Here is a 26637-nt window from a genome sequence, read left to right as displayed (position 1 = left end):
CGTGCCGTCGCAGCCGCCGCGACTGTCTGCCAAATGAACACGGCCGGCCGGGCTGTCAACGGTGCTGGCGCCCACGCGTTGTTACCGGTGTGGGTGCCACGCACCGCACACAGTTTCCCTCACGAACCGGAGTTACCCATGCGCAACCGCACATCCCTCCTGCTGCTGGCCCTGCTGCTGTCCACCGGTGCTGCCGGCCTGGCGGTCGCTGCCGACACCCCCGCCGCCGGCGACAAGCCCGCCCGCGCCAAGCTGGACACCAATGGCGATGGCTTCATCGACCGCACCGAAGCGGCGAAGGCGCCGCGACTGGCCGCGCAGTTCGACACCCTGGACGCCAACAAGGATGGCAAGCTCTCCCGTGAGGAACTGCCGCGCTGGCACGGCAAGCGCCACGGGCGTGGCCCGGGCGGTCATGGCGACTGGATGGCCAAGCTGGACACCAACAAGGATGGCCGCATCAGCCGTGAGGAAGCCAAGGCCGATCCTCGCCTTGCCGCGCGCTTCGATGCGATGGACGTCAACAAGGATGGCTACCTGGACAAGGCCGATCGCGAGCTGCGCATGAAGCAGCATCGCGATGCCTGGTTCGCCGCGGCCGACACCAACAAGGATGGCCAGCTGAGCAAGGCCGAGTTCGATGCGGCCAAGGGCCCGTTCGGTGGCCCGCGTGGCGATCACCGCGATGGCAAGCACCGCGATGGCAAGCCGCCGATGCCGCCGAAGGCACCGGCCGCGAAATAAGCGGTACGAAGGTGTTGCACGAGAAAGCGCCGGTCATCGACCGGCGCTTTTCTGTTTCAGAGCCGTCCGTTCTTGTACATCGCCCAGACGATGGTGCCGACCACGAACAGGTTCATCACCCACAGCGCCTTGCGGCCGTACAGCGACTCGTATTTCCAGTTCGGCCCGGTGCGTCCATGGCGCGCCGCATCCCGCGCGATCATCGGGGCCATGATCCGCTGCAGCGGAACGAGACACTGATAGTTGATCATGGACAGGCCGACCGCCAACGCCACCACGGGCCAGTACCAGGCCAGCGGCAGGAAGCTCAAGGCGAACACGGCCACGCAGGTCACCAACGCGGTGAAGGTGCTGTAGTGCACGAACCCGCGGATGGCGTTTCGCTCGCCCTCGTTCTCGGCGTACGAGAGCAGGTAACGACCCCCGAGATAGCTGCCCAGCACGCCCCCGACCACGCCGCCGGCGATGGCGCCCCACGCGAGATCCGGCGGCAGGACATGACTCTGGCTGGCCGCTGCACTCAACGAGCCCAGGGCCGCACCGCCGGAAACGCTGGCACCGCCCAGCCCGAGCTTGCTGGTGCCCAACCCGGTGCCGAGCAGGATCGCGGCACTGGCGGTGCCGGGCGCGGCGACCAGCACCATCGAGACCACCGTCGTGGCGAACGCGGCGCTCGGGGCGCTGCTGCGCGCGAACTCGCTGAACCGGCGCATCATCTCTTCGCGTACGGTGGCGCGAGCGCGTGACAGTCGCTTGCGCACGGCGGCGTCACTGAGGCCGAGCAGGTCGGCGACCTGCTGTGAGCTCTGGCCTTCGCGGTAATACAGCAGCAGCGTCTCTCGGCTGTCTTCGGGCAGCGCCGAGATGATCTCTTCCGCCGCCAGCTCCTCTTCCACCCGCTGCAGGTGCTCCGGGGCGCTCGGGCTGGGGTCGGCGGCCATGTTGATGGCGATCTCGGCGGCCTCGCCGGACAGCGGGCGGCCGCGGTTGGCGCGCAGCCAGTCACGGGCGAGGTTGCGGGTGATCTGGCGCAGCCACGGCAGGAAGCTGGCATGGCTGTGCAGCTGGTTGAGCTGCTGCCAGGCCTTGATGAAGGCTTCCTGCGCGATGTCCTCGCTCGCATGCACGTCGCGGGTGATCGCCAGCGCGATCGCGGTGACCGTGTTCTGGCAGGCCAGTACGATGCGCCCGTAGGACTGCTGGCAGCCGCCCGCGGCGGCGGGCAGTTCGCGTTCGAGCGTAGTGGTCAGCGGATGCGTCATGGCACGTTCCCCGGCGGTGATCCGAGTATGACGATGCCTCAACCGGAATGTGACCGGGCAGTGCCGGCCGCTGGCCGGCTCCTCGTACGGTTGGAATCCTGCAGAGCCGGCCAGCGGCCGGCACTACCCGTTATTCAGTTGGCTGGATCCGGACCCGCACTTCCTCTTCTTCCGGTGGGGTGGCCGCCGGTGCGGTGGGCGACGCGGCCGGCTGTACCGCCGGGGCCGGCGCTGGTACCACGGTCGTGGCGCCGCGGTGGCGCATGACCACCACCATCGCCACGGCAGCGATCACCAGCAACAGGCCGATGCGGATGCGCCAGGCCCAGTTGCGCGGTGCGTCGTTCTGGGCGACCTCATCGCGGAACGCGAACTGCGCGGTCGGGTGATCGCGGCGGGTGGTTTCCAGCAGGCGCGCATCACGCAGGATCTCGCGGGCGCGCGGCTGGTCGTCGGCATGCACCACCCACAGGGTCGGATGGGTGGTGGCCTTTTCCTTGTCCAGATAGCTGAACTGGCTGCCGCGCTTGCTGTGGTACGAGCGCCCGTTGGTGATGCGCACTTCGATGCCGGCGTCGCGCAGCAGCTGGGCCACGCCTTCGACGGTCTCCACGCGCTGGCTGTTGAAGATCTGTCTCATGTCAGTCCTTGGCCGGCACGGCGGCGGCCGCGGCACTGTCGTCGACCACGCGGATCAGCCCTTCCTGCGCCGTGCTGGCGACTAGGATGCCGTTGCGGGTGAAGAACTGGCCACGCGCCAGGCCGCGCGAATCCTGCGCGCTGGGGCTGTCCAGCGAATACAGCAGCCAGTCGTCGGCGCGGAACGGGCGGTGGAACCAGATCGCATGGTCCAGCGAGGCCATCTGCACGTGCGGCTGGTAGTAGCTGATGCCGTGCGGGAAGGTCGCGGTGCCGAGCAGATGGAAATCCGACGCGTAGGCGAGCAGGGCCTGATGCAGCTCGGGGGCATCGCCCACGGTCTCGTTCAGACGCAGCCACACCTGGTGGTACGGCGGGCGCTTGGGCGGATGGAGTTCGTCGCGCGGGTAGACATGACGGAACTCGAACGGGCCACCCCGCGAGAGCCAGCGCTGCACCTTGATCGGCAGGCGATCGAGCACCGCCTGCGGCAACGGCTGGTTCGGCTCGATGTCTTCCGGCTGCGGCACTTCCGGCATTTTGTGCTGGTGCTCGGCGCCGGTCTCGGCCTGCTGGAACGAGGCCGCGCAGAAGAAGATCACCTTGCCGTGCTGGATCGCGGTGACCCGGCGCACGGAGAAGCTGCCGCCATCGCGGGTACGGTCCACGTCATAGACGATGGGATGGTCGATGTTGCCGGCGCGCAGGAAGTAGGCGTGCAGCGAATGCACGTGACGGCCGTTCTCGACCGTCTTCTGGGCGGCGGACAGCGCCTGGCCCAGCACCTGGCCGCCAAAGACGTACTTGGTGCCGATATCGCGGCTCTGGCCGCGGAATAGATTGTCTTCCAGGCGTTCGAGCGAGAGCAGGTCGATCAGCTCGGAAACGACGGGTTCGTGCGTGGCGGACAAAGGCGGCAACCGGCAGGGGGCGAACCGGAATTATAGGGTAGTGCCGGCCAAGAGCTGGGAATGCCGGGGCGCGTCTGGAGGGAAAGCCCCCTGAGTCAGGGGGCTGCCGCGAAGCGGCGGGGGTGTGGGGGTCGGTAAGAGGGGCCCGCGGTTTGCGCAGCGAGCCGCGGGGCGGCAGCGCGCATGCGGGGACGCTTTACCCCTTGCCCAGCCGGGCGACCAGCCCGTGCAGCGCCTGCTGGGCGTCCGGGGCGTACCAGGTGTCCACGAAGCGGTCGAGCTGGATGAGGTCGGCGTGCAGCGCCTCATGCAGGTCGGCGCGGGCGATGGCGCGGGTCAGCAGCATCGGTTGGCGCGGCAGCTTCAGCAGGCTCTGCAGCCAGGCCACGGCGCGGGCGACGACCAGGTCCGCATCGACCACCTCATCGACCAGCCCGATCTGCAGTGCACGCTCGGCCGGCACCATCTCGCCGCCGACCAGCAGGGTGGTGGCCCGATGGTGGCCGACCACGCGGCGCATCAGGCGCTGGATGCCTTCCGGCGCGACCAGCCCGACCTGCACTTCGTTCAGGCCGATCACCGTGGGATGGGCGGCATCGGGGCTGCGCGCGATGATCCGGTAGTCGCAGCACAGCGCCAGCACGCAGCCGCCGGCCGGGGCGTGCCCGGTCATGGCCGCCACCACCGGCACGCGGCATTCGGCCAGGGTGCGCACGGCGCCGAAAAAGGCCTGCCAGCTGTCCAGCAGCCTGTGCTTGTCATCGCCATGGCCGAGCAGGTGCGGCACGTCCATGCCGGCACTGAAGATGCGCTCGCTCCCGGACAGCACGATGCCGTGCACGTCCTCGGACATGGCCTGGTTGATCGCCTGGATCAGGTGCCGGCACAGCTCGGTGTCCAACGCATTGACCGGCGGGCGCGCCAGCCGCAGTTCGCGGATGGGGCCATGGTTGATCACCTCGATGAGCGTCGTCATGCTGCAGTCTCGTTGCGGACAGGGAACGAAGCCGATGATAACCAAACCATTCGTGTGCGTATTGTTGGGACTGTGTGCGATCGCAGCATCGGCGCCGACAGCGGCCGCAGAACCTTCCTGTGTGTCACTGCGCGATGGCTGGCTGCGGTTGCCGCCGGCCGGGATGCCGATGGCCGCCGGTTACGGGCGGATCCGCAACGACTGCCGCGAGGCGGTCGTGGTGATCGCCGCCGGCAGCAAGGCGTTCGGCGATGTGTCCCTGCATGAAACCACGCTGGTCGACGGGGTCAGCAGGATGCGCGCGGTGGAGCGATTGCCGATCGCGGCCGGTGCGACCGTCGAGCTGAAGCCGGGGGGCTTGCACCTGATGCTCATGCAGCCGGAGGTGCCGCTCAGCGAGGGCAAGGTGCTGCCGCTGCGGCTGAGCCTGGAAGACGGGCGCAAGGTGGATGGACAGCTGCAGGTGCGCGGCGCGCGTTGAGGGGGTGCTGGCCGGCAGGCGCGCGCTCAGCTCCAGTCGTAGGAGAACAACACGGTGCGACTGTCCGGTTCGTACAGCATCACGATGGCATCGGCACCCGCGGCGCACCAGTTGTAACCGGCTACTTCGGCGACCGCGAAGAACGGTTTGCCATCGCGGGTGATGCGCACGTTCTCGGCATCGTCAGGTCGGTCGCGGTCATACATCGCCGGATCCAGTGCGATCTCGAATGCCGGCGGGATCTCGGCGGTTTCGGTCCAGTTGCCACCGGAAATCTGCCCGCCGAGCCTGTCCAGATACGCCTGTTCGCCCGGCTCGCCATCGCCATAACGCATGTAGCTGGCCAAGGAGCCGTGGGTCTGGAAATAGGCGTGTGCCTTGGCGTGACTGTCGCGCATCTCGGCGATGTGCTCGACCGCGTCGCTGTCCTGCTCCTGGTCACCGACGAAGTAGCCCGCGGTGCCGAGGAAGCGCATGCGGTTGTCGGTGGTCAGCTCGAATGCGATCCAGTTGGTGCCGGTGAACGCGTTGTGGTGCTCTTCGGTGTCTTCGCCGATGCAGCCTTCATACGGCTCTATCGGGCACAGCATCGTGGCCACGGAGCCGGCCAGTTCCGGATGCAGGATGCCCAGGTCGATGCCGATCAGCGGCAGCAGGTGTTGGGCCAGCCACGGTTGTTCCTGGGAAAAAACGTCGGCGGGGAACGGCGTCATTCCGGGAAGAAGTGTGCGGATGTCGGTCTGGTGGAACATGGCATTCCTTTGAACGAATGGCGGTAATGCCGGCCGCTGGCCGGCATCCATGCACATCCTTCCGGCGTCATGAGGTTGCCGGCCAGCGGCCGGCAATCATGCACATCCGTCCGGGAGTCTGAGGTTGCCGGCCAGCGGCCGGCACTACCTGCTCAGGTGGACGCGGTGCGGATCGCCTCGGGCAACGGTGCGCTCTTGCCGGTCTGGGTGTCCATCCACACCACCACCACGTTGCCGTCCGAATACAGCGTGCTGTCGTTCTTCTCGTCCACGATGCGGTGGCCGATGGTCACGCTGCTGTTGCCGAGACGCTCGACGAACAGTTCCACCACGATGTCGTTGGGCCACACGATCGGCAGGCGGTAGTTGACGTTGGTCGCCGCCACCACCGGTGCGATGCGGTCGGTCATCGAAACGCCCTCCACCCCCAGCATCCAGCGCACGCGCGCTTCTTCCAGGTAGGAGATGTACTTGGCGTTGTTGACGTGGCCCATGCTGTCCATGTCGCGCCAGCGGACGCTGATCGGTACGCGGGCGAGAATCTTGTGTTCGCTGCTCATTACTTCTTCTTCGCCTTCGTGGTCTTGGCAGGGCTGGTTTTGCTGGGGGTTGCCGCGCGCGTGGCGGCCACCGCCTTCTTGGCCACCTTGGCCACCTTGGCCGGCTTTTCCGGCTTGGCCTTGCGCGGCGGGCGGGCGTCGGGCTTGTTGGCCACGGCCGCCGGCTGTTCCGGGCGCGCGCTGGTGGAGGGCAGCATCTTGGCCAGGAACTGGCCGGTGTACGAGGTCGGGCAGGCCGCCACGTCTTCCGGCGTACCGGTGACCAGGATGGTGCCACCGCGGTGGCCGCCTTCCGGACCCAGATCGACGATCCAGTCGGCGGTCTTGATCACGTCCAGGTTGTGCTCGATCACCACCACCGTGTTGCCTTCGTCACGCAGCTTGTGCAGCACGCCGAGCAGCGCCTCGATGTCGTGGAAATGCAGGCCGGTGGTCGGCTCATCCAGGATGTACAGCGTGCGCCCGGTATCGCGGCGCGACAATTCCTTGGACAGCTTCACGCGCTGCGCTTCACCACCGGACAGCGTGGTCGCGCTCTGGCCCAGCTTGATGTAGCTCAGGCCCACGTCGACCAGCGTTTCCAGCTTGCGCGCGATGCTCGGCACCGGTTCGAACAGCTTCAGCGCATCTTCGACGGTCATCTGCAGCACGTCGTTGATGTTGTAGCCCTTGTACAGGATCTCCAGCGTTTCGCGGTTGTAGCGCTTGCCGTGGCAGACATCGCAGGGCACGTACACGTCCGGCAGGAAGTGCATTTCCACCTTGATCAGGCCATCGCCCTGGCACGCTTCGCAACGGCCACCGCGCACGTTGAAGCTGAAACGCCCCGGCGAATAGCCGCGTGCACGCGCTTCGGGCACTTGCGCGTACAGCTCGCGCAGCGGCGTGAACAGACCGGTGTAGGTGGCCGGGTTCGAGCGCGGGGTGCGGCCGATCGGCGACTGGTCGATGTCCACCACCTTGTCGAACAGATCCAGGCCGTCCACTTCCTTGTACGGGGCGATCGGGTGCGAGGAGCCGTTGATCTCGTTGGCGGCCAGCGAGAACAGGGTGTCGTTGATCAGGGTCGACTTGCCCGAGCCGGACACGCCGGTGATGCAGGTCAGCAGGCCCGACGGAATGTCCAGGTCCACGCCCTTGAGGTTGTTGCCACTGGCACCGCGCAGATGCAGCGTCATCTTCGGGTTCGGCTTGTGCCGGCGCGCTGGGATCTCGATGGCGCGCTTGCCCGACAGGTACTGGCCGGTCAGCGAACGCGGCGCATCCAGGATGTCCTGCAGCGTGCCCTGGCCGACGATCTCGCCGCCATGCACGCCCGCACCCGGGCCGATGTCCAGCACGTAGTCGGCCAGGCGGATCGCGTCTTCGTCATGCTCGACCACGATCACCGTGTTGCCGAGGTCGCGCAGGCGGGTCAGGGTGCCGAGCAGGCGCTCGTTGTCGCGCTGGTGCAGGCCGATCGACGGCTCGTCCAGCACGTACATCACGCCGACCAGGCCGGCACCGATCTGCGAGGCCAGCCGGATGCGCTGGGCCTCGCCACCGGACAGGGTGTCGGCCTTGCGCTCCAGGGTCAGGTAATCCAGGCCGACGTCGACCAGGAAGCCCAGCCGTTCGCCGATCTCCTTGACGATCTTGCCGGCGATTTCGCCACGCCAGCCGGGCAGGGTCATGCTGCTGAAGAACTTCAGCGCATCGTCGATCGGCATCACCACCAGTTCCGGCAGCGCACGGTCGGCCACGAACACGTTGCGCGCGGCCTTGTTCAGGCGCTGGCCGTTGCACTCGGGGCAGTTGCGCTCGCTGATGTACTTGGCCAGCTCTTCGCGCACCGCCGAGGATTCGGTCTCCTTGTAGCGGCGCTCGAGGTTGGGAATGATGCCCTCGAAGCGATGCTTGCGCTGGGTGCGGCCACCGGCTTCGGTGAAGTAGGTGAAGGTGATCGTCTCGTCGCCGCTGCCGTACAGCACGGCCTGGCGCACGTCCTCGGGCAGGCTCTGCCACGGGGCATCGGTGTCGAACTTGTAGTGCTTGGCCAGCGAGGCGATCAGCTGGAAGTAGTAGGCGTTGCGGCGGTCCCAGCCGCGCACGGCACCGGCCGAGAGCGACAGCTCCGGGTGCACTACCACGCGCGAGGGATCGAAGAACTCGGCCATGCCGAGGCCATCGCAGCCCGGGCAGGCGCCGACCGGCGAGTTGAACGAGAACAGGCGCGGTTCCAGCTCCGGCAGCGAGTAATCGCAGACCGGGCAGCTGTACTTGGAGGAGAACAGGTGCGCAGGCGCATCCTCCACATCCAGTGACTGCACCGAGACCATGCCGTCGCCCAGCTTCAGCGCGGTTTCAAAGCTCTCGGCCAGGCGCTGCTTGATGTCCTCGCGCGGGCGGAAGCGGTCGATCACCGCCTCGATGGTGTGCTTCTGGCGCAGCGCCAGCGGCGGCACCGCATCGATTTCATGCAACTGGCCGTCCACGCGCACGCGCACATAGCCCTGCGCGCGCAGCTGGTCGAAGACCTGGGCGTGTTCGCCCTTGCGCTCGCGGATCACCGGGGCCAGCAGCATGTAGCGCTGTTCGGCATCCAGGGTCAGCACGTGGTCGACCATCTGGCTGACCGTCTGCGCTTCCAGCGGGTAGCCGTGGTCCGGGCAGCGCGGGCTGCCGACGCGGGCGTACAGCAGGCGCAGGTAGTCGTAGATCTCGGTGATCGTGCCGACGGTCGAGCGCGGGTTGTGCGAGGTCGACTTCTGTTCGATCGAGATCGCCGGGGACAGGCCCTCGATGTGGTCCAGGTCCGGCTTTTCCATCACGCTGAGGAACTGGCGGGCATAGGCCGACAGCGACTCCACGTAACGACGCTGGCCTTCCGCGTAGATGGTGTCGAACGCCAACGAGGACTTGCCCGAGCCGGACAGGCCGGTGATGACAATGAGCTTGTCGCGGGGCAGGTCGAGATCGATGTTCTTGAGATTGTGCGTCCGCGCGCCGCGGATGCGGATGAAATCCATCGCCATGGGGGATCCGTTGTGGGGCTTCGGCTCAGGGAGCCGGCAAGCGGGTGGGGCAATCGGAAACGGCAATCGGTCAGCCTACCGAGCTTGGGATTTGGGGGCAATCGCGGACTTTGCCACCCCTGGGTCTCACGCCCTGAGACCCCGCCAGCCGGTTTCCTGAACCGTATTCAGCCAAATCCGGGTCCGAGCAGGGGGTGGGTTGACCCGAAGTGGTTGAAGTCATTAAAATTCCGCTTCTGTCCGCCCTCGATGGCGGCAGTCCATAGACCACAATAACTACAGAGGAAGTCTGGTCATGTACGCAGTACTGGTAACCGGCGGTAAGCAATACCGCGTGGCGCAGGGCGAAACGCTCCGCGTTGAAAAGCTCGAAGTCGAAGTCGGCAACGAGATCAAGTTCGACAACATCCTGATGCTGGGCGACAGCGATGGCATCAAGCTGGGCGACGCGCTGAGCGGCGCTTCGGTCACTGCCAAGGTCGTGTCCCAGGGTCGTGCCGACAAGGTCCGGATCATCAAGTTCCGTCGCCGTAAGCACCACATGAAGCGCCAGGGTCACCGTCAGTACTACACCGAAATCGAGATCACCGGCATTGCCGGTGGCAGCAAGTAATAAGGAGAAGCAGTCATGGCACATAAGAAGGGCGTAGGCTCATCGCGCAACGGTCGCGACTCCAACCCGAAATACCTCGGCGTCAAGATCTTCGGTGGCCAGGCCATCGACGCCGGCAACATCATCGTGCGTCAGCGCGGCACCCAGTTCCATCCGGGTACCGGCGTTGGCCTCGGCCGTGACCACACCCTGTTCGCGCTCGTCGACGGCAAGGTGGAGTTCTCGGTCAAGGGCCCGAAGAAGCGTCGTACCGTCAGCGTCGTCGCCGAAGCCTGATCTTCAGCGGTACGCAGGCGCCCACGCCACGGCGTGGGGTCGCTGACGAAAGCCCCGCTTCGGCGGGGTTTTTCGTTGGTATCCACTACATCGGGCGGGACATTTCCCGCCGCCGGCCCTGGATCGTACCGGGGCCGTTAGACTCTGCGGTGGGGTGCACCTCGCGCCCGCCGCCTCCAGATTGGCATCCAGAATCATGAAACTTGTAGACGAAGCAGAAATCCAGGTGATCGCCGGCAACGGCGGCAACGGCTGCATCGGTTTCCGTCGCGAGAAGTTCATTCCGCTGGGCGGGCCGGACGGTGGCGACGGCGGTAATGGCGGCAGCGTGTGGATCCGCGCCGACGAGAACCTCAACACCCTGGTCGATTTCCGCCATGACCGCATCTTCAAGGCGCAGCGCGGCGAGAACGGCATGGGCCGCCAGGCCTATGGCAAGGGCGGCGAAGACCTGGTCATCACCGTGCCGATCGGCACCGTGATCATGAACGTCAGCACCGACGAGGTGATCGGCGATCTGACCGCGCATGGCGACCGCCTGCTGGTGGCCAAGGGCGGCCGCGGCGGCCTGGGCAACATGCATTTCAAGAGCTCCACCAACCGCTCGCCGCGCCAGGCGCTGCCGGGCGAAGAGGGTGAAGAGCGCCTGATCAAGCTCGAGCTGAAGCTGCTGGCCGACGTGGGCCTGCTGGGCTTCCCGAATGCCGGCAAGAGCACCCTGATCCGTGCCGTGTCCGCGGCGACCCCGAAGGTGGCCGATTACCCGTTCACCACGCTGTACCCCAATCTGGGCGTCGTGCGCGTGGAGAACTACCGCAGCTTCGTGATCGCCGACATTCCCGGCCTGATCGAGGGGGCGGCCGACGGCGCCGGGCTGGGCGCGCAGTTCCTGCGCCACCTGCAGCGCACCCGCCTGCTGCTGCACCTCGTGGATATCTCCCCGATGGAAGGCGGCGTGGAAGGTGTGTCGCCGATCGAGCAGGTCCGGGCGATCGAGCGCGAGCTGGAAAAGCACGACCCGGAGCTGCTGGACAAGCCGCGCTGGCTGGTGCTGAACAAGGCCGACCTGATGTTCGAGGACGAGGCCAAGGCCGCTGCCGAGAAGATCGTCGCCGAGCTGGGCTGGACCGAGCCGTGGTACCTGGTCTCGGCCCTCGGCCGTGAAGGCACCTGGCCGATCATGAACAACATCATGGCCTTCTTCGATCGCCAGAAGGAAGACGAGGCGCAAGCGCGCGATGCGTACTGAGCGCAGCCACGCGCCCCTGAGAAACCCGGCTCCGGCCGGGTTTTTCTGTGGTGTCGCCGTAACCGCCGACCGGGCGGGTCGCCGCAGATCGCAGGCAACAAAAAACCCGGCCAAGGCCGGGTTCTTCTCTGCGGCTGGATCGAAGCCACGCAGGGCGTGGCTCTACGACACCCGCAGCGCCGTATCAGGCGGCCTTGATGGCCTTGATGCGCGCGGTCAGGCGGCTCTTATGGCGAGCAGCCTTGTTCTTGTGGATCAGACCACGCGAGCTGAAACGGTCGAGGATCGGCTGGGCAACAGCGAAGGCTGCCTCGGCGCCGGCGGCGTCATTGGCATCCAGAGCCTTGATCACCTTCTTGACAGCGGTGCGCAGCATCGAACGCTGAGCCGTATTGCGCGCGTTGCGCACGACGGTCTGCTTGGCGCGCTTCTTGGCGGACTTGATATTGGCCACAGTGGTGGTTTCCTGAAAAATCGGTGTAATGGGAACAGCAAGCTGGAAAGTATGATGGCTCGAAAAATGTACGTCAAGTCAATTGTCAAGAGGGAACACGGGTGAGTTCACCAAGGATGTTGCGGGGCCTGCTGTCTTTCAGCAGCATGACCATGATTTCGCGGGTGTTGGGGCTGGTTCGCGACCTGGTCATCACCACCACGTTCGGCACCAATGCGGTGACCGACGCCTTCTGGGTCGCCTTCCGGGTGCCCAATTTCCTGCGCCGGCTGTTCGCCGAAGGCTCGTTCGCCACGGCGTTCGTCCCGGTGTTCACGGAAGTGAAGGAAACCCGCTCGCATGCCGAACTGCGCGAGCTGATGTCGCGGGTGGCCGGCACGCTGGGCGGGGTGCTGCTGCTGGTCACGGCGTTGGCGCTGATCTTCGCGCCGCAGCTGGCGACCCTGTTCTCCAGCGGGGTGGATACCGACCCGGCCAAGCATGGCCTGCTGGTGGACCTGTTCCGGTTGACCTTCCCGTTCCTGCTGTTCGTCTCGCTGACCGCGCTGGCCGGCGGGGCGCTCAACAGTTTCCAGAAGTTCGCGATGCCGGCGCTGACCCCGGTGATCCTCAACCTGTGCATGATCGCCGGCGCGCTGTGGCTGGCCCCGCGGCTGGGCGGCACCCCGGAGAAGCAGATCCTGGCCCTGGGCTGGGCGGTGCTGGCGGCCGGGCTGCTGCAGCTGCTGTTCCAGCTGCCTTCGCTGAAGGGCATCAACCTGCTGACCCTGCCGCGCTGGGGCTGGCGGCATCCCGGGGTGCGCAAGGTGCTGACCCTGATGGTGCCGACCCTGTTCGGTTCCTCGATCGCGCAGATCAACCTGCTGCTGGATACGGTGATCGCCGCCAAGTTGACCGATGGCTCGCAGTCCTGGCTGTCGCTGGCCGACCGCTTCCTGGAGCTCCCGCTGGGCGTGTTCGGGGTGGCGCTGGGTACCGTGATCCTGCCGGCGTTGGCCCGCCACCACGTGAGCACCGACAAGGCCGGCTTCTCCAGCGCGCTGGACTGGGGCCTGCGCACGACGCTGCTGATCGCGATCCCGGCCATGCTGGGCCTGCTGCTGCTGGCCGAGCCGCTGATCGCCACGGTGTTCCAGTACGGGCGCTTCACCGCGTTCGATACCCGCATGACCGCGCTGTCGGTCTACGGGCTGAGCTTCGCCCTGCCGGCGTTCGCGCTGCTCAAGGTGGTGCTGCCGGCCTTCTACGCCCGCCAGGACACGCGCACCCCGGTCCGCGCCGGCGTGGCCGCGCTGGTGGCCAACATGGTGTTCAACTTCATCCTGCTGGCCGTGCTGTACCACGTGATGGTGCCGGAGGCGCTCAAGGCGCAGGGCGTGTGGGTCGCGCTGGGCAAGCAGCCGGGCCTGCATCTGGCGCTGGGCATCGCCAGCGCACTGTCCAGTTACCTGAACCTGGGCCTGCTCTGGTACTGGCTGGGCAAGACCGACGTCTATCAGCCCAAGCCCGGGTGGGGTGGCTACGTGACCAAGCTGGGGCTGGCGTGTCTGGCGATGGTCGCGGTGCTGCTGGCCCTGCTGTACGGGATGCCGGCGTTCACCGGCATGGACAAATGGCACCGGATCGGGAACCTCGCGCTGCTGGTCGGCGGCGGTGGTCTGACCTATCTGGTGGCGCTGGTCGCCATGGGCTTCCGCCCGCGCCACCTGCGGGAGCATTGATAGGTGGGCAGCCCGGCTATACTTCATGGCTATCTCTTGCAAAGCATCGGCCCTGGTGGGCCGCATTCCACGTAGATGAGCAGGCTGTTTAGAAACGTCGAAGGCGGGCAGTTGTTCCCGCACGGAAGCGTGGTCTGCATCGGCGCATTCGACGGCCTGCACCTGGGTCATCGTGCGTTGGTGCGCCACGCCGTTTCGCGCGCGCGCGCGCTGGGCGTGGCCGCCGTGGCGGTGGCCTTCGAGCCGCTGCCGCGCGAGTACTTCGCGCAGGGCGAGCCGCCGCCGCGATTGACCCTGGCGCGCGACAAGGTCGCGATGCTGCGCGAACTCGGCGTGGATGCGATCGGCCTGCTGCGCTTCGATGCGCGCATGGCCGCGATGCAGGCCGAGGCGTTCGTCGAGCAGCTGCTGGTGCACCGGCTGAGTGCGCGCGAGGTGTGGATCGGGCCGGAGTTCTGCTTCGGCAACCGCCGCAAGGGCGATCTGGCCCTGCTGCAGGCGATGGGCCGCGAGCGGGGTTTCAGTGCGGGGGAGATCGAGCCGGTCGACCTGCACGGCGAGCGCATCTCCAGCACCCGCATCCGCCAACTGCTGCGTGCCGGTGATTTCAGCCATGCCGGGGATCTGCTGGGCAGGCCGTATACGATTGGGGGCAGGGTAGTGCGCGGCCGCCAGTTGGGCCGTACGCTGGGGTTCCCGACCGCCAACCTGCGCTTCCCGAAGACGCCGGCGCTGTCGGGGATCTACGCGACCTGGGTCCATGGCGTGTTCGACCAGCCGTGGCCCTCGGTCTCCAGCTTCGGCACGCGCCCCACCGTGGACGGCGTGGAGCCGCTGCTGGAAGCGCACCTGTTTGATTTCCAGGGTGACCTGTACGGTCGCCACATCGATGTCGAGTTCGTCGCCAAGCTGCGTGACGAAGAAAAGTTCCAAGATCTGGCTGCGTTGACCGACCAGATGCACCGTGACGCCGAACAGGCCCGTCACATCCTTTCCGAACACAGATTGCGAGCCACTGCGTGAGCCAGGACTACAAAGCCACCCTTCATCTGCCGGCAACCGAATTCCCGATGCGCGGCGACCTGCCCAAGCGCGAGCCGGGCATTCTGTCGCGCTGGGAGGACGAGGGCCTTTACGCCCGCCTGCGCGACAACGCGCAGGGACGCCCGCTGTTCGTGCTGCACGACGGCCCGCCCTACGCCAATGGCCAGATCCACCTGGGCCACGCGGTCAACAAGATCCTCAAGGACATCATCGTCAAGTCGCGCTACCTGGCCGGCTTCGATGCGCCCTACGTGCCTGGCTGGGATTGCCATGGCCTGCCGATCGAGATCGCGGTCGAGAAGAAGTGGGGCAAGGTCGGCGTCAAGCTCGATGCGGTCGCGTTCCGCCAGAAGTGCCGCGAGTTCGCCGAAGAGCAGATCGAACTGCAGCGCCGCGACTTCAAGCGGCTGGGCGTGATCGGCGATTGGGACAACCCGTACAAGACGCTGAGCTTCGATTTCGAAGCCAACGAGATCCGCGCGCTGTCCAAGGTCTTCGCCAACGGTCACATCGTGCGCGGCGCCAAGCCGGTGCACTGGTGCTTCGACTGTGGCTCGGCACTGGCCGAGGCCGAGATCGAATACCAGGACAAGACCTCGCCGGCGATCGACGTGGCCTACGTCTCGCGCGACGCGCAGCAGCTGGCCGAACGCTTCGGCGTGGCGCTGCCGGCCGATGTCGAGGTGGCGGTGCCGATCTGGACCACCACCCCGTGGACGCTGCCGGCCTCGCTTGCGGTGTCGCTCGGTGCGGAGATCGAGTACGTGCTGGCCGAAGGCCCGGCCCACCACGGCAAGCGCCGTTGGCTGGTGCTGGCCGCCGCGCTGGCCGAACGTTCGCTGCAGCGCTACGGCGTGGAGGGCCTGGTCGTGCACGGCCGTGCCACCGGCGCCGCGCTGGAAAACCTGCTGCTGGCCCATCCGTTCTATCCGCAGCGCGACATCCCGCTGCTCAACGGCGACCACGTCTCCGATGAAGACGGTACCGGTGCGGTGCATACCGCCCCGGGCCATGGCCAGGAAGACTTCGTGGTCAGCCAGCAGTATGGGCTGATGGACAAGTACAACGCCGGCCAGATCAACCCGGTCGACGGCCGTGGCGTGTACCTGTCCTCGACCCCGCCGGCGGGCGACGTCGAGCTGGCAGGCGTGCACCTGTGGAAGGCGCAGCCGCTGATCATCGATGTGCTGCGCGCCTCCGGTGCGCTGCTGGCCCATGTCGAGATCGTGCACAGCTACCCGCACTGCTGGCGCCACAAGACCCCGGTCGTGTTCCGTGCCACCCCGCAGTGGTTCATCTCGATGGACAAGGCCAACCTGCGCAGCGATGCGATGGCCGCGATCGACACCGTCGGCTGGTTCCCGAGCTGGGGCAAGGCGCGCATCGGCTCGATGGTCGATGGCCGCCCGGACTGGTGCATCAGCCGCCAGCGCACCTGGGGCGTGCCGATCGCGCTGTTCACCCACCGCGAAACCGGTGAGCCGCACCCGCGCACCGTCGAGCTGATGCAGCAGGTCGCCGACCGCGTGCAGGCCGAAGGCATCGACGTCTGGTATTCGCTGGACAGCGCCGAGCTGCTGGGCGAAGAAGCGTCGCAGTACGAGAAGGTCACCGACATCCTCGATGTCTGGTTCGACTCGGGCGTGACCCACGAAGGCGTGCTGCTGGCGCGTGGCTTCGGCAAGCCGGCCGATCTGTACCTGGAAGGCTCGGACCAGCACCGCGGCTGGTTCCAGTCCTCGCTGCTGACCGGCGTGGCGATCGACAGGCAGGCGCCGTACAAGCAGTGCCTCACCCACGGTTTCACCGTGGATGAGAAGGGCCGCAAGATGTCCAAGTCGATGGGCAACGGCATCGAGCCGCAGGACATCATGAAGACCCTGGGCGCGGACATCCTGCGCCTGTGGATCGCCTCGGCCGACTACAGCAATGAAATGTCGCTGTCGCAGGAGATCCTCAAGCGCAACGCGGATGCCTACCGGCGCCTGCGCAACACCGCGCGCTTCCTGCTCGGCAATCTGGACGGCTTCGACCCGGCCCAGCACCTGGTGGCCCCGGCCGACATGGTCGCGCTGGACCGCTGGATCGTGCATCGCGCGTTCGAGGTGCAGGAGAAGATCAAGGCCGCGTACACCGGCTACAACATGGCCGAGATCGTGCAGCTGCTGCTGAACTTCTGCAGCGTCGACCTGGGCTCGGTGTACCTGGACGTCACCAAGGACCGCCTGTACACCATGCCGGTGGACTCGCGCGGCCGCCGCTCGGCGCAGACCGCGATGTATCACATCGCCGAAGCGTTCACGCGCTGGATCGCGCCGATCCTGAGCTTCACCGCCGATGAGCTGTGGGGCTACCTGCCGGGCGAGCGCAAGGAGAATGTGCTGTTCGCCACCTGGTACGAAGGACTGGCTCCACTGCCGGCCGACGCGCCGCTCAACGCAGCCGATTTCGACCAGCTGCTGGCCCTGCGCGAGCAGGTCGCCAAGGTGCTCGAGCCGATGCGCGCCAATGGTGCGATCGGTGCGGCGCTGGAAGCGGAGATCACCGTCGCCGCCGATGCCGAGACCGCCGCGCGCTGGCAGCCGCTGGCCGAGGAGCTGCGCTTCCTGCTGATCAGCGGTGACGTGCAGGTGCGCCCGGCGACCACCGATGAGGTGTTCGTCAGCGCCCAGCCGACCACGAAGCAGAAGTGCGTGCGCTGCTGGCATTACCGCGCCGATGTGGGCTCGGTCGCCGCGCATCCGGAGCTGTGCGGCCGCTGCGTGACCAACATCGACGGTGCCGGCGAAGACCGGCGGTGGTTCTGATGGCCGCCGCCCGTCCGCGTCCGAACGCGCTGATCTGGCTGCTGCTGTCGGCGGCGATCATCATCGCCGACCAGTGGAGCAAGGCCTGGGTGCTGTCCAGCCTGCCCGAGTACGAGCCGGTGGTGGTCATCGACGGCTTCTGGAACTGGTACCGCACCTACAACACCGGCGCCGCGTTCAGTTTCCTGAGCGATGCCGGTGGCTGGCAGCTGTGGTTCTTCACCGCGCTGGCGCTGGGCATCAGCGGCCTGATGGCCTACTGGATGTGGGGCACCGCGCGCGGTGCCTGGCGCAGCGCCGTGCCGTACGCCCTGGTGATCGGCGGGGCGATCGGCAACGTGATCGACCGGCTGATGCACGGCCATGTGGTCGACTTCATCCAGTGGTATATCGGTGACCATGCCTGGCCGTCGTTCAACATCGCCGATTCGGCGATCGTGGTCGGCGCGGTGGGTATCGCCCTGTTCGGCCTGTTCGACGGCAAGCCTGCCAAAAAAGCGGGATAATTCCCTTCTGTATCCGTAACGACCCGGCTCACGCCGGCCGGAGTATCTGACCGATGGATGTGTTGCTCGCCAATCCGCGTGGTTTCTGTGCCGGTGTCGATCGTGCGATCGAGATCGTCAAGCGCGCGATCGAGACCCTGGGTGCGCCGATCTATGTGCGCCACGAGGTCGTGCACAACCGGTTCGTGGTCGATGACCTCAAGGCCCGCGGCGCGATCTTCGTCGAAGAGCTGGACGAAGTGCCGGACGACAACACGGTGATCTTCAGCGCCCACGGCGTCTCCCAGGCCGTGCGCCAGGAAGCCGACCGCCGTGGCCTGAAGGTGTTCGACGCCACCTGCCCGCTGGTCACCAAAGTGCACCTGGAAGTGGCCCGCCACTGCCGCGCCGGCCGCGACGTGGTGCTGATCGGCCACGCCGGCCACCCGGAAGTGGAAGGCACGATGGGCCAGTGGAGCCGCGAGCGCGGCACCGGCCAGATCTACCTGGTCGAAGATGTGGACGACGTCGCCACGCTGGTCATCGACCAGCCGGAGAACTTCGCCTACACCACCCAGACCACGCTCTCGGTGGATGACACCCGCGGCATCATCGAAGCGCTGCGTACCCGCTTCCCGGCGATGCAGGGCCCGAAGAACGATGACATCTGCTACGCCACGCAGAACCGCCAGGATGCCGTGCGCGACCTGGCCAAGCGCTGCGACCTGGTGCTGGTGGTCGGCTCGCCGAACAGCTCCAACTCCAACCGCCTGAGTGAGCTGGCACGCCGTGATGGCGTGGAGTCCTACCTGATCGACGGTGCCGACGAGATCGACCCGGCATGGGTGGCGGGCAAAAAGCACATCGGCCTGACCGCCGGCGCCTCCGCGCCGCAGGTGCTGGTGGACGGGGTGATCGCGCGCCTGAAAGAACTTGGCGCCACCGGCGTCGGCGAGCTGGATGGCGAGCCGGAATCGATGGTGTTCGCGCTGCCGAAGGAACTGCGGCTGCGCCTGGTCGACTGACCCGGCAACGTTACGCCACGCATGCCGTGGCGCTGCCCCGGTAGTGCCGGCCGCTGGCCGGCAGCTCATCTCGGTGGGTCCTGATCGCGTCCGGCAGACAGAACGTCACCGCACTCCGCTGTGCCAATCATGGCCGCAACGCGACGCATGACCTTTGGCCATGGGGCAGGGCGGTAACGCAGGGCTAGGATCGAGGCTTCCCCCGCTGGAGCCTGCCTGATGAAGATGCGTGCCGTTGCCCTGTCCGTGTTGCTGGCCGTGTCCGCCGCCGGCGTGCAGGCGCAGACACCGCCGCCGCAGGACGTGGCTTTCCCCGGCCTGCTGCGCATCGACGTGGACGCGCGCGATATCGGGCGACGCATCTTCAAGGTCAAGGCCACGGTGCCGGCCAAGCCCGGCCCGCTGACCCTGCTGTACCCCCAGTGGCTGCCCGGCGCGCATTCGCCGAGCGGGCCGATCGACAAGCTCGCCGGCCTGGTCGTCACCGCCAACGGCACGCCGCTGCAGTGGAAGCGGGATCCGTACGACGTCTACGCCTTCACCGTGGAGGTGCCGCAGGGCGCCAGTGAAGTCGTGGCCGAGTTCAAGTTCCTGTCCTCCCAGGGCGCGCAGGGCCGCGTGGTGATGACGCCGGACATGCTCAACCTGCAGTGGAACGCCAACTCGCTGTACCCGGCCGGGGTCATCACCCGCAACATCCAAGCGCAGGCTACCGTCACCCTGCCGCCGGGCTGGTCGTATGCCACCGCGCTGGACACGGAGCGCCGCGACGGCGACACCGTGGTGTTCAAGCCGATCAGCTACGACCATCTGGTCGACTCGCCGCTGTTCGCCGGCCGCCACTTCCAGCGCTTCGATCTGGACCCCGGCGCAAAGGTGCCGGTGCACCTGAATGTCTTCGCTGATGACGCCACGTCGCTGGCGGCCAAGCCCGAGCAGATCCAGGCGCATCGCGCGCTGGTGCAGCAGATGTACAAGCTCTACGGCGCGCGCCACTTCGACCGCTACGAGTTCCTGCTCGCGCTGACCGACAGGCTCGGCGGCATCGGCCTGGAGCACCAGCGCTCCAGCGAGAACAGTGGCGACACCGGGTACTTCACCGAGTGGGACAAGACCTGGCTCGGCCGCGACCTGCTGCCGCACGAGTTCAACCACTCCTGGAACGGCAAGTACCGCCGTGGCGCGGATCTGGCCACCGCCAACTTCAACGTTCCCATGGGCGACAGCCTGCTGTGGCTGTATGAAGGGCAGACCCAGTTCTGGGGCCAGGTGCTGGCCGCCCGCTCCGGACTGTGGAGCCCGCAGCAGACCCGCGATGTACTGGCCAATGTCGCCGGTACCTACGACCGCGGCCGCCCCGGCCTGGCCTGGCGCAACCTGCAGGACACCACCAACGACCCGACCATCGCCCAGCGCCGCGCACTGGCGTTCCGCAACTACCAGATGAGCGAGGACTACTATTCCGGCGGCCAGATGGTATGGCTGGAGGTGGACGGCAAGCTGCGCGCGCTGACCGGCAACAAGCGCGGCCTGGACGACTTCGCCAAGGCGTTCTTCGGCATGAACGACGGCGACTGGAACGTCCATCCGTATACCTTCGAGGACGTGGTCGGCACCCTCAACGGCGTGGCGCCGTTCGACTGGGCCAGCTTCCTGCGCGAACGCCTGGATGGGCACGGCCCGCTGACCGGCGGTCTGGAAGCAGCCGGCTGGAAACTGGTCTACACCGATACCCCGAACGAAGCGTTCAAGGCGCAGGAGGCCCGGGCCAAGAACAGCAATCTGCTGTACTCCATCGGCCTGTCCGTCAGCGAGTCCGGCTACATCGGCGACGTGCTGTGGGACAGCCCGGCGTTCAATGCCGGGCTGATCCCCGGCATGAGCGTGGTCGCACTCAATGGCCGCGTGTTCAAGGCGGAGCAGTTGAAGGAGGCGATCACCACGGCCAGGACCGACAAGGCACCGCTGACGCTGCTGGTGAAAAACGTCGATCGCATCGACACGGTGACGCTGGATTACCACGACGGGCTGAAGTACCCGGCGCTGGAGCGCATCGCCGGCAAGCCGGACCGCCTGGCGGAGCTGTGGAAGGCGCGCTGACCACCGGCGTCAGGCTGCGTGCATCCGCAGCATTTTCCGCTTCATGCCCGTGCGTAAGGTGCTCATGGCGGAAGATTCAGACGTAGATCTTTCCCCCGGGGCACGGATGTTTCAACGCCGAGGATGACGTTTTCAGCACAAGTAAAAAACGAAACCCCGGCCCGGTCGGGGTTTTCGTTGTGGGGAACATGCTGACAAACAGCGGCTAACGCCGTGGAATGAACCCCGTTTGTTCGCTGTGCGCCAAACGTATGGCGTCCCAGCGACCTTCCGGGCCTAGCAGGTCCTGAGTGAGACACGTTTGTTCATCGTGTTGTCATTTGTTACTGAATTGTGTATTGATTCGTTATCGGCGCGTTAAAGAACCATTCAGACAAAGCCTTGTGAAGCCGACCCAGGGCTCTGTGGACGAATCACGGAAGGTAACCATGGCGAACACTACGTTTCTCAGTCGTACCCCGTTGAGCATTGCCCTGACCTCGGCACTGTTCCTGGCGACCGCCGCACCGGCCATGGCGCAGGACGCCGGATCGTCGGATGCCTCCACCCCTGATCCCGCGCAGGCGGATCCGGAAAAGGCGCTCACCCAGCTGGATCGGATCACCGTGACCGGCTCGCGCATCTACCGCGCCGGGTTCGACACGCTGGAACCGGCGGCCGTGGTATCCCGGCAGAGCATTGAAGCCTATGGCTATACCAACCTGATCGACGCCCTGACCAAGGTGCCCGGCGTCACCGCCGGTGTCAGCTCGCGCGGCGACCAGGCCGGCTTCGGCGCCGGCGTCAACTTCGCCAGCAAGTTCGGTCTGGGCAGCAACCGCCTGTTGACCCTGGTCAACGGTCGCCGCTTCGTGACCTCGGCTCCCCCGACCGTGTTCGGCGCGGGCGGTGGCTCGGGTATCCAGGTCGACATGAACTCCATTCCGACCGTGATGGTCGAGCGCGTGGAAAGCCTGAGCGTGGGCGGTGCACCGACCTACGGCTCGGACGCCATTTCCGGCGTGAACAACATCATCCTGCGTGATCGCTTCGAGGGCGCCGAAGTCGAGATCGGCTACGGCAGCACGACCAAGAGCGACAATGACCGCTACTCGTGGTCGGCGATCTTCGGCAGCAGCTTCGCCGATGGCCGCGGCCACTTCACCATCGCCGCGGAGCTGGACAACAGCGATGGCGTGGATTCGCTGTCGCGCGATTTCTATCGCAATGGCTACAGCCTGCAGACCAACCCGACCGCTGCGAACATCGCGCGCTTCCAGCCGGGTCGTACCCCGGGGTCCGATGGCCGCATCGATGGCAGCATCCCGTTCAATACGGGTCCGGCCGATGGCATCCCGGACCAGGTGTTCATCCGCAATCGCCGCATTTCGAACATGACGTTCGGTGGCCTGATCCTGCCGTCCGACGTGGGTGTCCGGCGCTCGTACCAGCGCAATGCGGCGGGTGAGCTGACCGGTTTCGGCGCAGACAACAAGCTGTGGCACTTCAACAGCGCGGGTAACCTGGTGGAGTTCGACCAGGGCATCTCCTATCCCAGTGGCAATGCCTCCGGTGGCGACGGCCTGGACCTCAACGAGACGCTCCCGCTGATCGCCGACCTCGAGCGTCGCTCCGTGTACTCGACGGGCAGCTTCGATTTCACCGACAACGTGCGCGGCTTCTTCGAGCTGTCCCGTTACGAGGCGACCGCACGCGAAACGCTCGACCAGAACGTCTACAACGCGGCCTCCTTCGGCGTCGCCAATCCGGACGGTACGGGCGCACAGAGCGGCACCCTGCTGTTCAGTGCCAGCAATCCGTTCCTAAGCGCTGAATCGCGCCGGATCCTCGCCGCGAACGGCATCACGTCCTTCCAGCTGTCACGCTCCTCGCGCGACCTGAGCATGAACAACGCCAGCACGGAAACCCGCCTCACCCGCGTGGTCGCCGGCCTGGATGGCTTCTTCGACATCGGCAGCCGTGCCTTCAACTGGGAAACGAGCATCACGCACGGTCGCGGTGACTTCGACTATCTCGGTACCGGTCTGATCCAGCAGAACTTCATCAACGCGCTGAACGTCACCACCGACGCCAACGGCAACATCGTCTGTAATTCGGCGGCGCCCGGCACCATCGCCGATCCGAACTGCCGTCCGCTGAACCTGTTCGGCGAGAACCAGGCATCGCCTGAAGCGCTTGCTTACGTCTCCACGCCGACCGTGGCCAAGGCCGAAACCCGCCAGACCGTGTTCAACGCCTCCGTGTCCGGTGGCCTGTTCGATCTGCCCGGTGGCGAGTTCGGCGTTGCAGCCGGCTTCGAACACCGCCGCGAGGAAGGTTCGTTCACTCCCAGCGAGTACCAGCGCCTGGGCCAGGGCCGTTCGGTGCCGATCCAGGCCGCCAAGGGCGATTACCACACCAACGAAGTGTTCGCCGAGTTCCTGGCACCATTGTTCAACCCGGACTGGGGCCTGCCGGGCCTGCATCGCCTGGACGTGACGGCGAAGTTCCGTCGCGTGGACAACTCGGTGGCCGGTGGCTTCAATGCCTTCACCTACGGCCTGCAGTACGAGCCGTTCGAGGGTATCCAGCTGCGCGGCAACAAGACCCAGTCGCTGCGCGCACCGTCCATCGCAGAGCTGTACACCACGCTGCAGCCGGCGTTCTACAACATCCCGGAAGTCTGCTCGGTGGCCAACATCAACGGCGGCAGCAATCCGGCCGTGCGCAAGGCCAACTGCAACGCATTCTTCGCGGCATACCCGGGCGCGGATCCGGCCACCTTCCAGGCGGCACCGACCAACACGCTGGGCTCGACCAACGGCTACACCGGCCTGAAGAACGAGAAGGCCAAGTCGTGGACCGCAGGCATCGTGTTCGCACCGGAGTGGGCCGGTGGCCTGCGCGTGGCGGCGGACTGGTATGACATCGAGATCACCGATGTGATCACCGCATTGACCGCGAACGACATCATCACCGGCTGCTTCGACAATCCGGAATTCAACGCGGCCGATGTGCCCAACGCCAACCGCTTCTGCAGCCTGGTTACCCGTACCCCGGGCACCGGTGTCGCCACCGACATCAAGACTCAGTACGGCAACGGCCCGGTGCTGATGTTCCGCGGCTGGACGGCTGAAGTCGACTACCGCTGGAACATGGGCCGCTTCGGCTCGCTGGACCTGGGCTTCTACGGCTACATGCCGAAGAACCGTGGCCAGGCCCCGAGCGCCGATGTTCCCTTCGTCGAGCAGGTCGGTACGTTCAACGAACCCGAGCGCGTGTTCCGCTGGACCGCCCAGCACAACATCGGCAAGTGGAGCGCCGGCTTCTCGTCCAACTACACCAGCAGCGCGAAGTTCAGCCTGGTCGCCACGCCGGAAAGCCGCCAGTACCTCGTGCGTGACAGCTGGACCACCTGGGACGCCAACGTCAGCTACCGCCTGACCGACAACGCCCGCCTGAACCTGTCGGTGATCAACCTCACCGACGACATCGGTCCGTTCCCGTACGTGCTGGATGCGCTGGGCCGCCGCTACATGGCCTCGCTGCGCTACAAGTTCCAGTAATCGGTCACCTGCATGAAAGAGAGAGCCCGGCTTGCCGGGCTCTCTTCTTTTGGGGCGTCAGTCCGCTGCTTCCACATCCTGCGCGCTGTCGCATGCGCGTTCTGGCGCACACAGCCGATCCAGCAGCGCCAACGTGACGCCGTTGCTCCAGCCGAACCCATCCTGCAGCGGGTATTCGCCGCCACCGCCGCCCGTGGCCGAGCCGTCGACCACATACTTCTCCACCAGCTTGCCCTCGCGCTCATAGACGACCTGCACGGTGTGCAGGAAGCGCACGCCGATCCGGCGGGCGAGGGTGTCTTGCCCATGCCGCTGCAGCCCGTCCACCGCGACCCACTGCAGCGGCGCCCAGCCGTTGGGGGCATCCCATTGCTGGCCGGTTGCCACGGTGGTGGTCAGCAAACCGCCGTCGCGCAGCAACTGTGTCTCCACTGCCTGGGCGGTACGGCGCGCCTGCGCGCGATCCGCCACGTCCAGCCACAACGGGAACAGCGCCGCCGCGGTCAGGGCAGGGCGGGTCTGCCCTCGCTCCAGATCGCGGTCGACGTACCAGCCTTGGCCGTCATCCCAGAGAAGCGCATTGATGGCGTGCCGGCGTGCCTTCGCCTGACGGGTGAAGGCGCGTGCGGCCGTGCGGTCACCGGCCGCCTTGCTGGCGCGGGCCAGCGTGGTTTCCAGATGGAACAGCAGGCTGTTCAGATCGACCGGTACGATCGCGGTGGTGCGGATGCTCGCCAACGCGGACGGCTCGGCCAACCAGCGCGAGCTGAAATCCCAGCCCGACTCCGCGCCGGCGCGCAGGTCGCGATACACCTGCGAGGGCGCGCGCTGTGGCGCCTGCGCGGCGGTGGCCAGATCGTCCATCCAGGACTCGGTGCGCGGCACGGCGCGGTCGTCCCAGTAGCGGTTGAGCAGCTGGCCATCCGCGAGCCGGACCACCCGCTCGCGCGCCTCGCCCGGTGCCAGCGTTTCCGTACCGCGCATCCAGAACGCATGCTCGATGCGCAGCTGTGGGAGATAGCGGCGGTAGGCCGCATCGCCCTCATGCGTGGCGAGCAGATCCACCATCAGACTGAAGAAGGGCGGCTGCGAGCGGCTCAGGTAGTAGCTGCGGTTGCCGTTGGGAGCGTGGCCGTAGCTGTCGAGCTGGAACGCGAAGTTGTCGATCATGTCGCGCACCTGCTGCCAACGGCCACTGGAGGCCAGCCCGAGCAGGGTGAAGTAGCTGTCCCAGTAGTACACCTCGCGGAAGCGGCCGCCGGGCACCACGTAGGGCTTGGGCAGCGGCAGCAGCGAGCCGTTCGGATCCACGGTACCGGTGGTGCGGGTCAACACCGGCCACAGACCCTCGATATGGGCACGCAGCGTTTCCCCGGCAGGCGGTGCATACGGCGGGGCGTCGCCGGGCACGGTGAAGTGCTGGGAGACGAAACCGGCGAGGTCGAACCCGGGCTGCGTCCTGGCGCGCTGCCACTCGGTCAGGACCGTCGCCGGCGCCTGGCGGGGCACTGCATCCGCGAAGGTCTTCTGATCCTTGAACAGGTGCGCGCCCTGGACCTGCTGGAACAGGGGCTGCCACTGCTGGTCCGGGGTCTGCGGCGTCGGTGTCGTGTCGCGTGCCAGCGCAGTGGCACTCAGCAGCAGGGACGACAGCAGCAGGCCGGCCAAGCGGGGACAGGGGCGCATGGGATGCCTCCGGAGGTGGGGGATTCACTGTAGAGGCCGGTGCGTCAAGGGCCGGTACTTCTGGGCGGGTCGCACGTGGTCATTGGGGCGCGGCCTGTTTGCCGATGCGCCCGCTTCCCTGATTGACCAAAGTGGCCCAGACCCCCTAGAATTCACGACCTCGCCGGAATAGCTCAGTTGGTAGAGCGGCGCATTCGTAATGCGTAGGTCGTAGGTTCGATTCCTATTTCCGGCACCAGATACAGCAGAAAGCCCCGGCCTTGGCCGGGGCTTTTTGTTTGGGGCGGCGTGGC

Annotated in this window: 21 protein-coding genes and 1 tRNA gene; 13 read left to right on the top strand and 9 right to left on the bottom strand. The window is 66.5% G+C overall.

The genetic code is table 11. The features are described 5' to 3' along the window. Positions 1-138: 138 nt before the first annotated feature. Positions 139-744 (top strand): EF-hand domain-containing protein, encoded by a 606-nt coding sequence (locus HH110_RS13080; RefSeq protein WP_176990065.1) that lies wholly within the window; start codon positions 139-141, stop codon positions 742-744. Between the two features lie 56 nt (positions 745-800). Here the strand turns inward: HH110_RS13080 and HH110_RS13075 are convergent, their stop codons facing one another. From HH110_RS13075 to HH110_RS13060, 4 genes are all read right to left on the bottom strand, one after another. Next, positions 801-2006, bottom strand: a complete 1206-nt coding sequence (locus tag HH110_RS13075) for an RNA polymerase sigma factor (RefSeq protein WP_176990064.1) — start codon at positions 2004-2006, stop codon at positions 801-803. Between the two features lie 130 nt (positions 2007-2136). Next, entirely contained in the window at positions 2137-2646 is a 510-nt protein-coding gene (locus HH110_RS13070; protein ID WP_176990063.1) for a DUF2007 domain-containing protein, read from the bottom strand. 1 nt (position 2647) lies between these two features. After that, entirely contained in the window at positions 2648-3556 is a 909-nt protein-coding gene (tesB, locus tag HH110_RS13065; protein ID WP_176990062.1) for an acyl-CoA thioesterase II, read from the bottom strand. 196 nt (positions 3557-3752) lie between these two features. After that, positions 3753-4532, bottom strand: coding sequence for an enoyl-CoA hydratase/isomerase family protein (locus tag HH110_RS13060; protein WP_176990061.1), 780 nt, complete (start codon positions 4530-4532; stop codon positions 3753-3755). 34 nt (positions 4533-4566) lie between these two features. On the opposite strand from HH110_RS13060, the gene HH110_RS13055 reads away from it, so the two are divergent. Continuing rightward, positions 4567-5013 carry a copper chaperone PCu(A)C gene (locus HH110_RS13055; RefSeq protein WP_176990140.1) on the top strand — a complete coding sequence of 149 codons (447 nt, stop codon included), beginning with the start codon at positions 4567-4569 and terminating at the stop codon, positions 5011-5013. Between the two features lie 26 nt (positions 5014-5039). On the opposite strand, the gene HH110_RS13050 is transcribed toward HH110_RS13055, so the two are convergent. The 3 genes from HH110_RS13050 to uvrA form a co-directional block, all read right to left on the bottom strand. Beyond that, a complete protein-coding gene (locus tag HH110_RS13050; protein WP_176990060.1) occupies positions 5040-5765 on the bottom strand; it encodes an enolase in 726 nt (241 codons plus the stop codon). A gap of 152 nt (positions 5766-5917) precedes the next feature. Continuing rightward, positions 5918-6325, bottom strand: a complete 408-nt coding sequence (locus HH110_RS13045; RefSeq protein WP_176990059.1) for a thioesterase family protein — start codon at positions 6323-6325, stop codon at positions 5918-5920. Next, on the bottom strand, positions 6325-9339 hold the full coding sequence (uvrA, locus tag HH110_RS13040; protein WP_176990058.1) for an excinuclease ABC subunit UvrA: 3015 nt from the start codon (positions 9337-9339) through the stop codon (positions 6325-6327). Before uvrA ends, HH110_RS13045 begins: the two co-directional genes overlap by 1 nt. 295 nt (positions 9340-9634) lie before the next feature. Between uvrA and rplU the strand changes: the two genes are divergently transcribed. The 3 genes from rplU (at position 9635) to obgE (ending at position 11477) form a co-directional block, all read left to right on the top strand. Next, the gene (rplU, locus tag HH110_RS13035; protein ID WP_019184518.1) at positions 9635-9952 is read left to right on the top strand and encodes a 50S ribosomal protein L21; all 318 of its coding nucleotides are present in this window, start codon (positions 9635-9637) and stop codon (positions 9950-9952) included. Between the two features lie 15 nt (positions 9953-9967). Then, the gene (gene rpmA / locus HH110_RS13030; RefSeq protein ID WP_019184517.1) at positions 9968-10228 is read left to right on the top strand and encodes a 50S ribosomal protein L27; all 261 of its coding nucleotides are present in this window, start codon (positions 9968-9970) and stop codon (positions 10226-10228) included. Positions 10229-10424: 196 nt separating this feature from the next. Beyond that, complete coding sequence (obgE, locus tag HH110_RS13025) at positions 10425-11477, top strand: GTPase ObgE (protein WP_176990057.1); 1053 nt, start codon at positions 10425-10427, stop codon at positions 11475-11477. A gap of 184 nt (positions 11478-11661) precedes the next feature. Here obgE and rpsT read toward each other — a convergent pair whose 3' ends face one another. Beyond that, complete coding sequence (gene rpsT, locus HH110_RS13020) at positions 11662-11931, bottom strand: 30S ribosomal protein S20 (RefSeq protein ID WP_019184515.1); 270 nt, start codon at positions 11929-11931, stop codon at positions 11662-11664. Positions 11932-12047: 116 nt separating this feature from the next. Here rpsT and murJ point away from each other — a divergent pair, with 116 nt between their 5' ends. From murJ to HH110_RS12985, 7 genes are all read left to right on the top strand, one after another. After that, positions 12048-13652, top strand: a complete 1605-nt coding sequence (gene murJ, locus HH110_RS13015) for a murein biosynthesis integral membrane protein MurJ (RefSeq protein WP_176990139.1) — start codon at positions 12048-12050, stop codon at positions 13650-13652. A 75-nt stretch (positions 13653-13727) separates the two neighbouring features. Then, the gene (locus HH110_RS13010; protein WP_176990056.1) at positions 13728-14675 is read left to right on the top strand and encodes a bifunctional riboflavin kinase/FAD synthetase; all 948 of its coding nucleotides are present in this window, start codon (positions 13728-13730) and stop codon (positions 14673-14675) included. Further along, the gene (ileS, locus tag HH110_RS13005) at positions 14672-17503 is read left to right on the top strand and encodes an isoleucine--tRNA ligase (RefSeq protein WP_176990055.1); all 2832 of its coding nucleotides are present in this window, start codon (positions 14672-14674) and stop codon (positions 17501-17503) included. Before HH110_RS13010 ends, ileS begins: the two co-directional genes overlap by 4 nt. Beyond that, entirely contained in the window at positions 17503-18009 is a 507-nt protein-coding gene (gene lspA / locus HH110_RS13000) for a signal peptidase II (protein ID WP_176990054.1), read from the top strand. Before ileS ends, lspA begins: the two co-directional genes overlap by 1 nt. 53 nt (positions 18010-18062) lie before the next feature. Then, complete coding sequence (ispH, locus tag HH110_RS12995) at positions 18063-19013, top strand: 4-hydroxy-3-methylbut-2-enyl diphosphate reductase (protein WP_176990053.1); 951 nt, start codon at positions 18063-18065, stop codon at positions 19011-19013. 219 nt (positions 19014-19232) lie between these two features. Then, the gene (locus tag HH110_RS12990; protein ID WP_176990052.1) at positions 19233-21113 is read left to right on the top strand and encodes a M61 family metallopeptidase; all 1881 of its coding nucleotides are present in this window, start codon (positions 19233-19235) and stop codon (positions 21111-21113) included. 428 nt (positions 21114-21541) lie between these two features. Next, on the top strand, positions 21542-24658 hold the full coding sequence (locus HH110_RS12985) for a TonB-dependent receptor (RefSeq protein WP_176990051.1): 3117 nt from the start codon (positions 21542-21544) through the stop codon (positions 24656-24658). A gap of 57 nt (positions 24659-24715) precedes the next feature. Here the strand turns inward: HH110_RS12985 and treA are convergent, their stop codons facing one another. Then, entirely contained in the window at positions 24716-26344 is a 1629-nt protein-coding gene (treA, locus tag HH110_RS12980) for an alpha,alpha-trehalase TreA (RefSeq protein WP_176990050.1), read from the bottom strand. 162 nt (positions 26345-26506) lie between these two features. Here treA and HH110_RS12975 point away from each other — a divergent pair. Further along, a tRNA-Thr gene (locus HH110_RS12975) sits at positions 26507-26582 on the top strand. Positions 26583-26637 lie beyond the last annotated feature (55 nt).

Origin of the sequence: Stenotrophomonas sp. SAM-B (assembly GCF_013387485.1) — a bacterium.
Lineage (GTDB): Bacteria > Pseudomonadota > Gammaproteobacteria > Xanthomonadales > Xanthomonadaceae > Stenotrophomonas > Stenotrophomonas maltophilia_AA.
This window is presented reverse-complemented; position numbering and strand designations above follow the sequence as displayed.

Excerpts from the sequence above, each read along its gene's own strand:
- lspA (WP_176990054.1), top strand. The coding sequence starts at position 17,503 with ATGGCCGCCGCCCGTCCGCGTCCGAACGCGCTGATCTGGCTGCTGCTG.
- HH110_RS12990 (WP_176990052.1), top strand. The coding sequence starts at position 19,233 with ATGAAGATGCGTGCCGTTGCCCTGTCCGTGTTGCTGGCCGTGTCCGCC.
- obgE (WP_176990057.1), top strand. The coding sequence starts at position 10,425 with ATGAAACTTGTAGACGAAGCAGAAATCCAGGTGATCGCCGGCAACGGC.
- HH110_RS13045 (WP_176990059.1), bottom strand. The coding sequence starts at position 6,325 with ATGAGCAGCGAACACAAGATTCTCGCCCGCGTACCGATCAGCGTCCGC.
- HH110_RS13075 (WP_176990064.1), bottom strand. The coding sequence starts at position 2,006 with ATGACGCATCCGCTGACCACTACGCTCGAACGCGAACTGCCCGCCGCC.
- murJ (WP_176990139.1), top strand. The coding sequence starts at position 12,048 with ATGTTGCGGGGCCTGCTGTCTTTCAGCAGCATGACCATGATTTCGCGG.
- HH110_RS13050 (WP_176990060.1), bottom strand. The coding sequence starts at position 5,765 with ATGTTCCACCAGACCGACATCCGCACACTTCTTCCCGGAATGACGCCG.
- HH110_RS13060 (WP_176990061.1), bottom strand. The coding sequence starts at position 4,532 with ATGACGACGCTCATCGAGGTGATCAACCATGGCCCCATCCGCGAACTG.
- treA (WP_176990050.1), bottom strand. The coding sequence starts at position 26,344 with ATGCGCCCCTGTCCCCGCTTGGCCGGCCTGCTGCTGTCGTCCCTGCTG.
- HH110_RS13070 (WP_176990063.1), bottom strand. The coding sequence starts at position 2,646 with ATGAGACAGATCTTCAACAGCCAGCGCGTGGAGACCGTCGAAGGCGTG.
- HH110_RS13080 (WP_176990065.1), top strand. The coding sequence starts at position 139 with ATGCGCAACCGCACATCCCTCCTGCTGCTGGCCCTGCTGCTGTCCACC.
- HH110_RS13010 (WP_176990056.1), top strand. The coding sequence starts at position 13,728 with ATGAGCAGGCTGTTTAGAAACGTCGAAGGCGGGCAGTTGTTCCCGCAC.
- HH110_RS12985 (WP_176990051.1), top strand. The coding sequence starts at position 21,542 with ATGGCGAACACTACGTTTCTCAGTCGTACCCCGTTGAGCATTGCCCTG.
- HH110_RS13055 (WP_176990140.1), top strand. The coding sequence starts at position 4,567 with ATGATAACCAAACCATTCGTGTGCGTATTGTTGGGACTGTGTGCGATC.
- ispH (WP_176990053.1), top strand. The coding sequence starts at position 18,063 with ATGGATGTGTTGCTCGCCAATCCGCGTGGTTTCTGTGCCGGTGTCGAT.
- rpmA (WP_019184517.1), top strand. The coding sequence starts at position 9,968 with ATGGCACATAAGAAGGGCGTAGGCTCATCGCGCAACGGTCGCGACTCC.
- uvrA (WP_176990058.1), bottom strand. The coding sequence starts at position 9,339 with ATGGCGATGGATTTCATCCGCATCCGCGGCGCGCGGACGCACAATCTC.
- rplU (WP_019184518.1), top strand. The coding sequence starts at position 9,635 with ATGTACGCAGTACTGGTAACCGGCGGTAAGCAATACCGCGTGGCGCAG.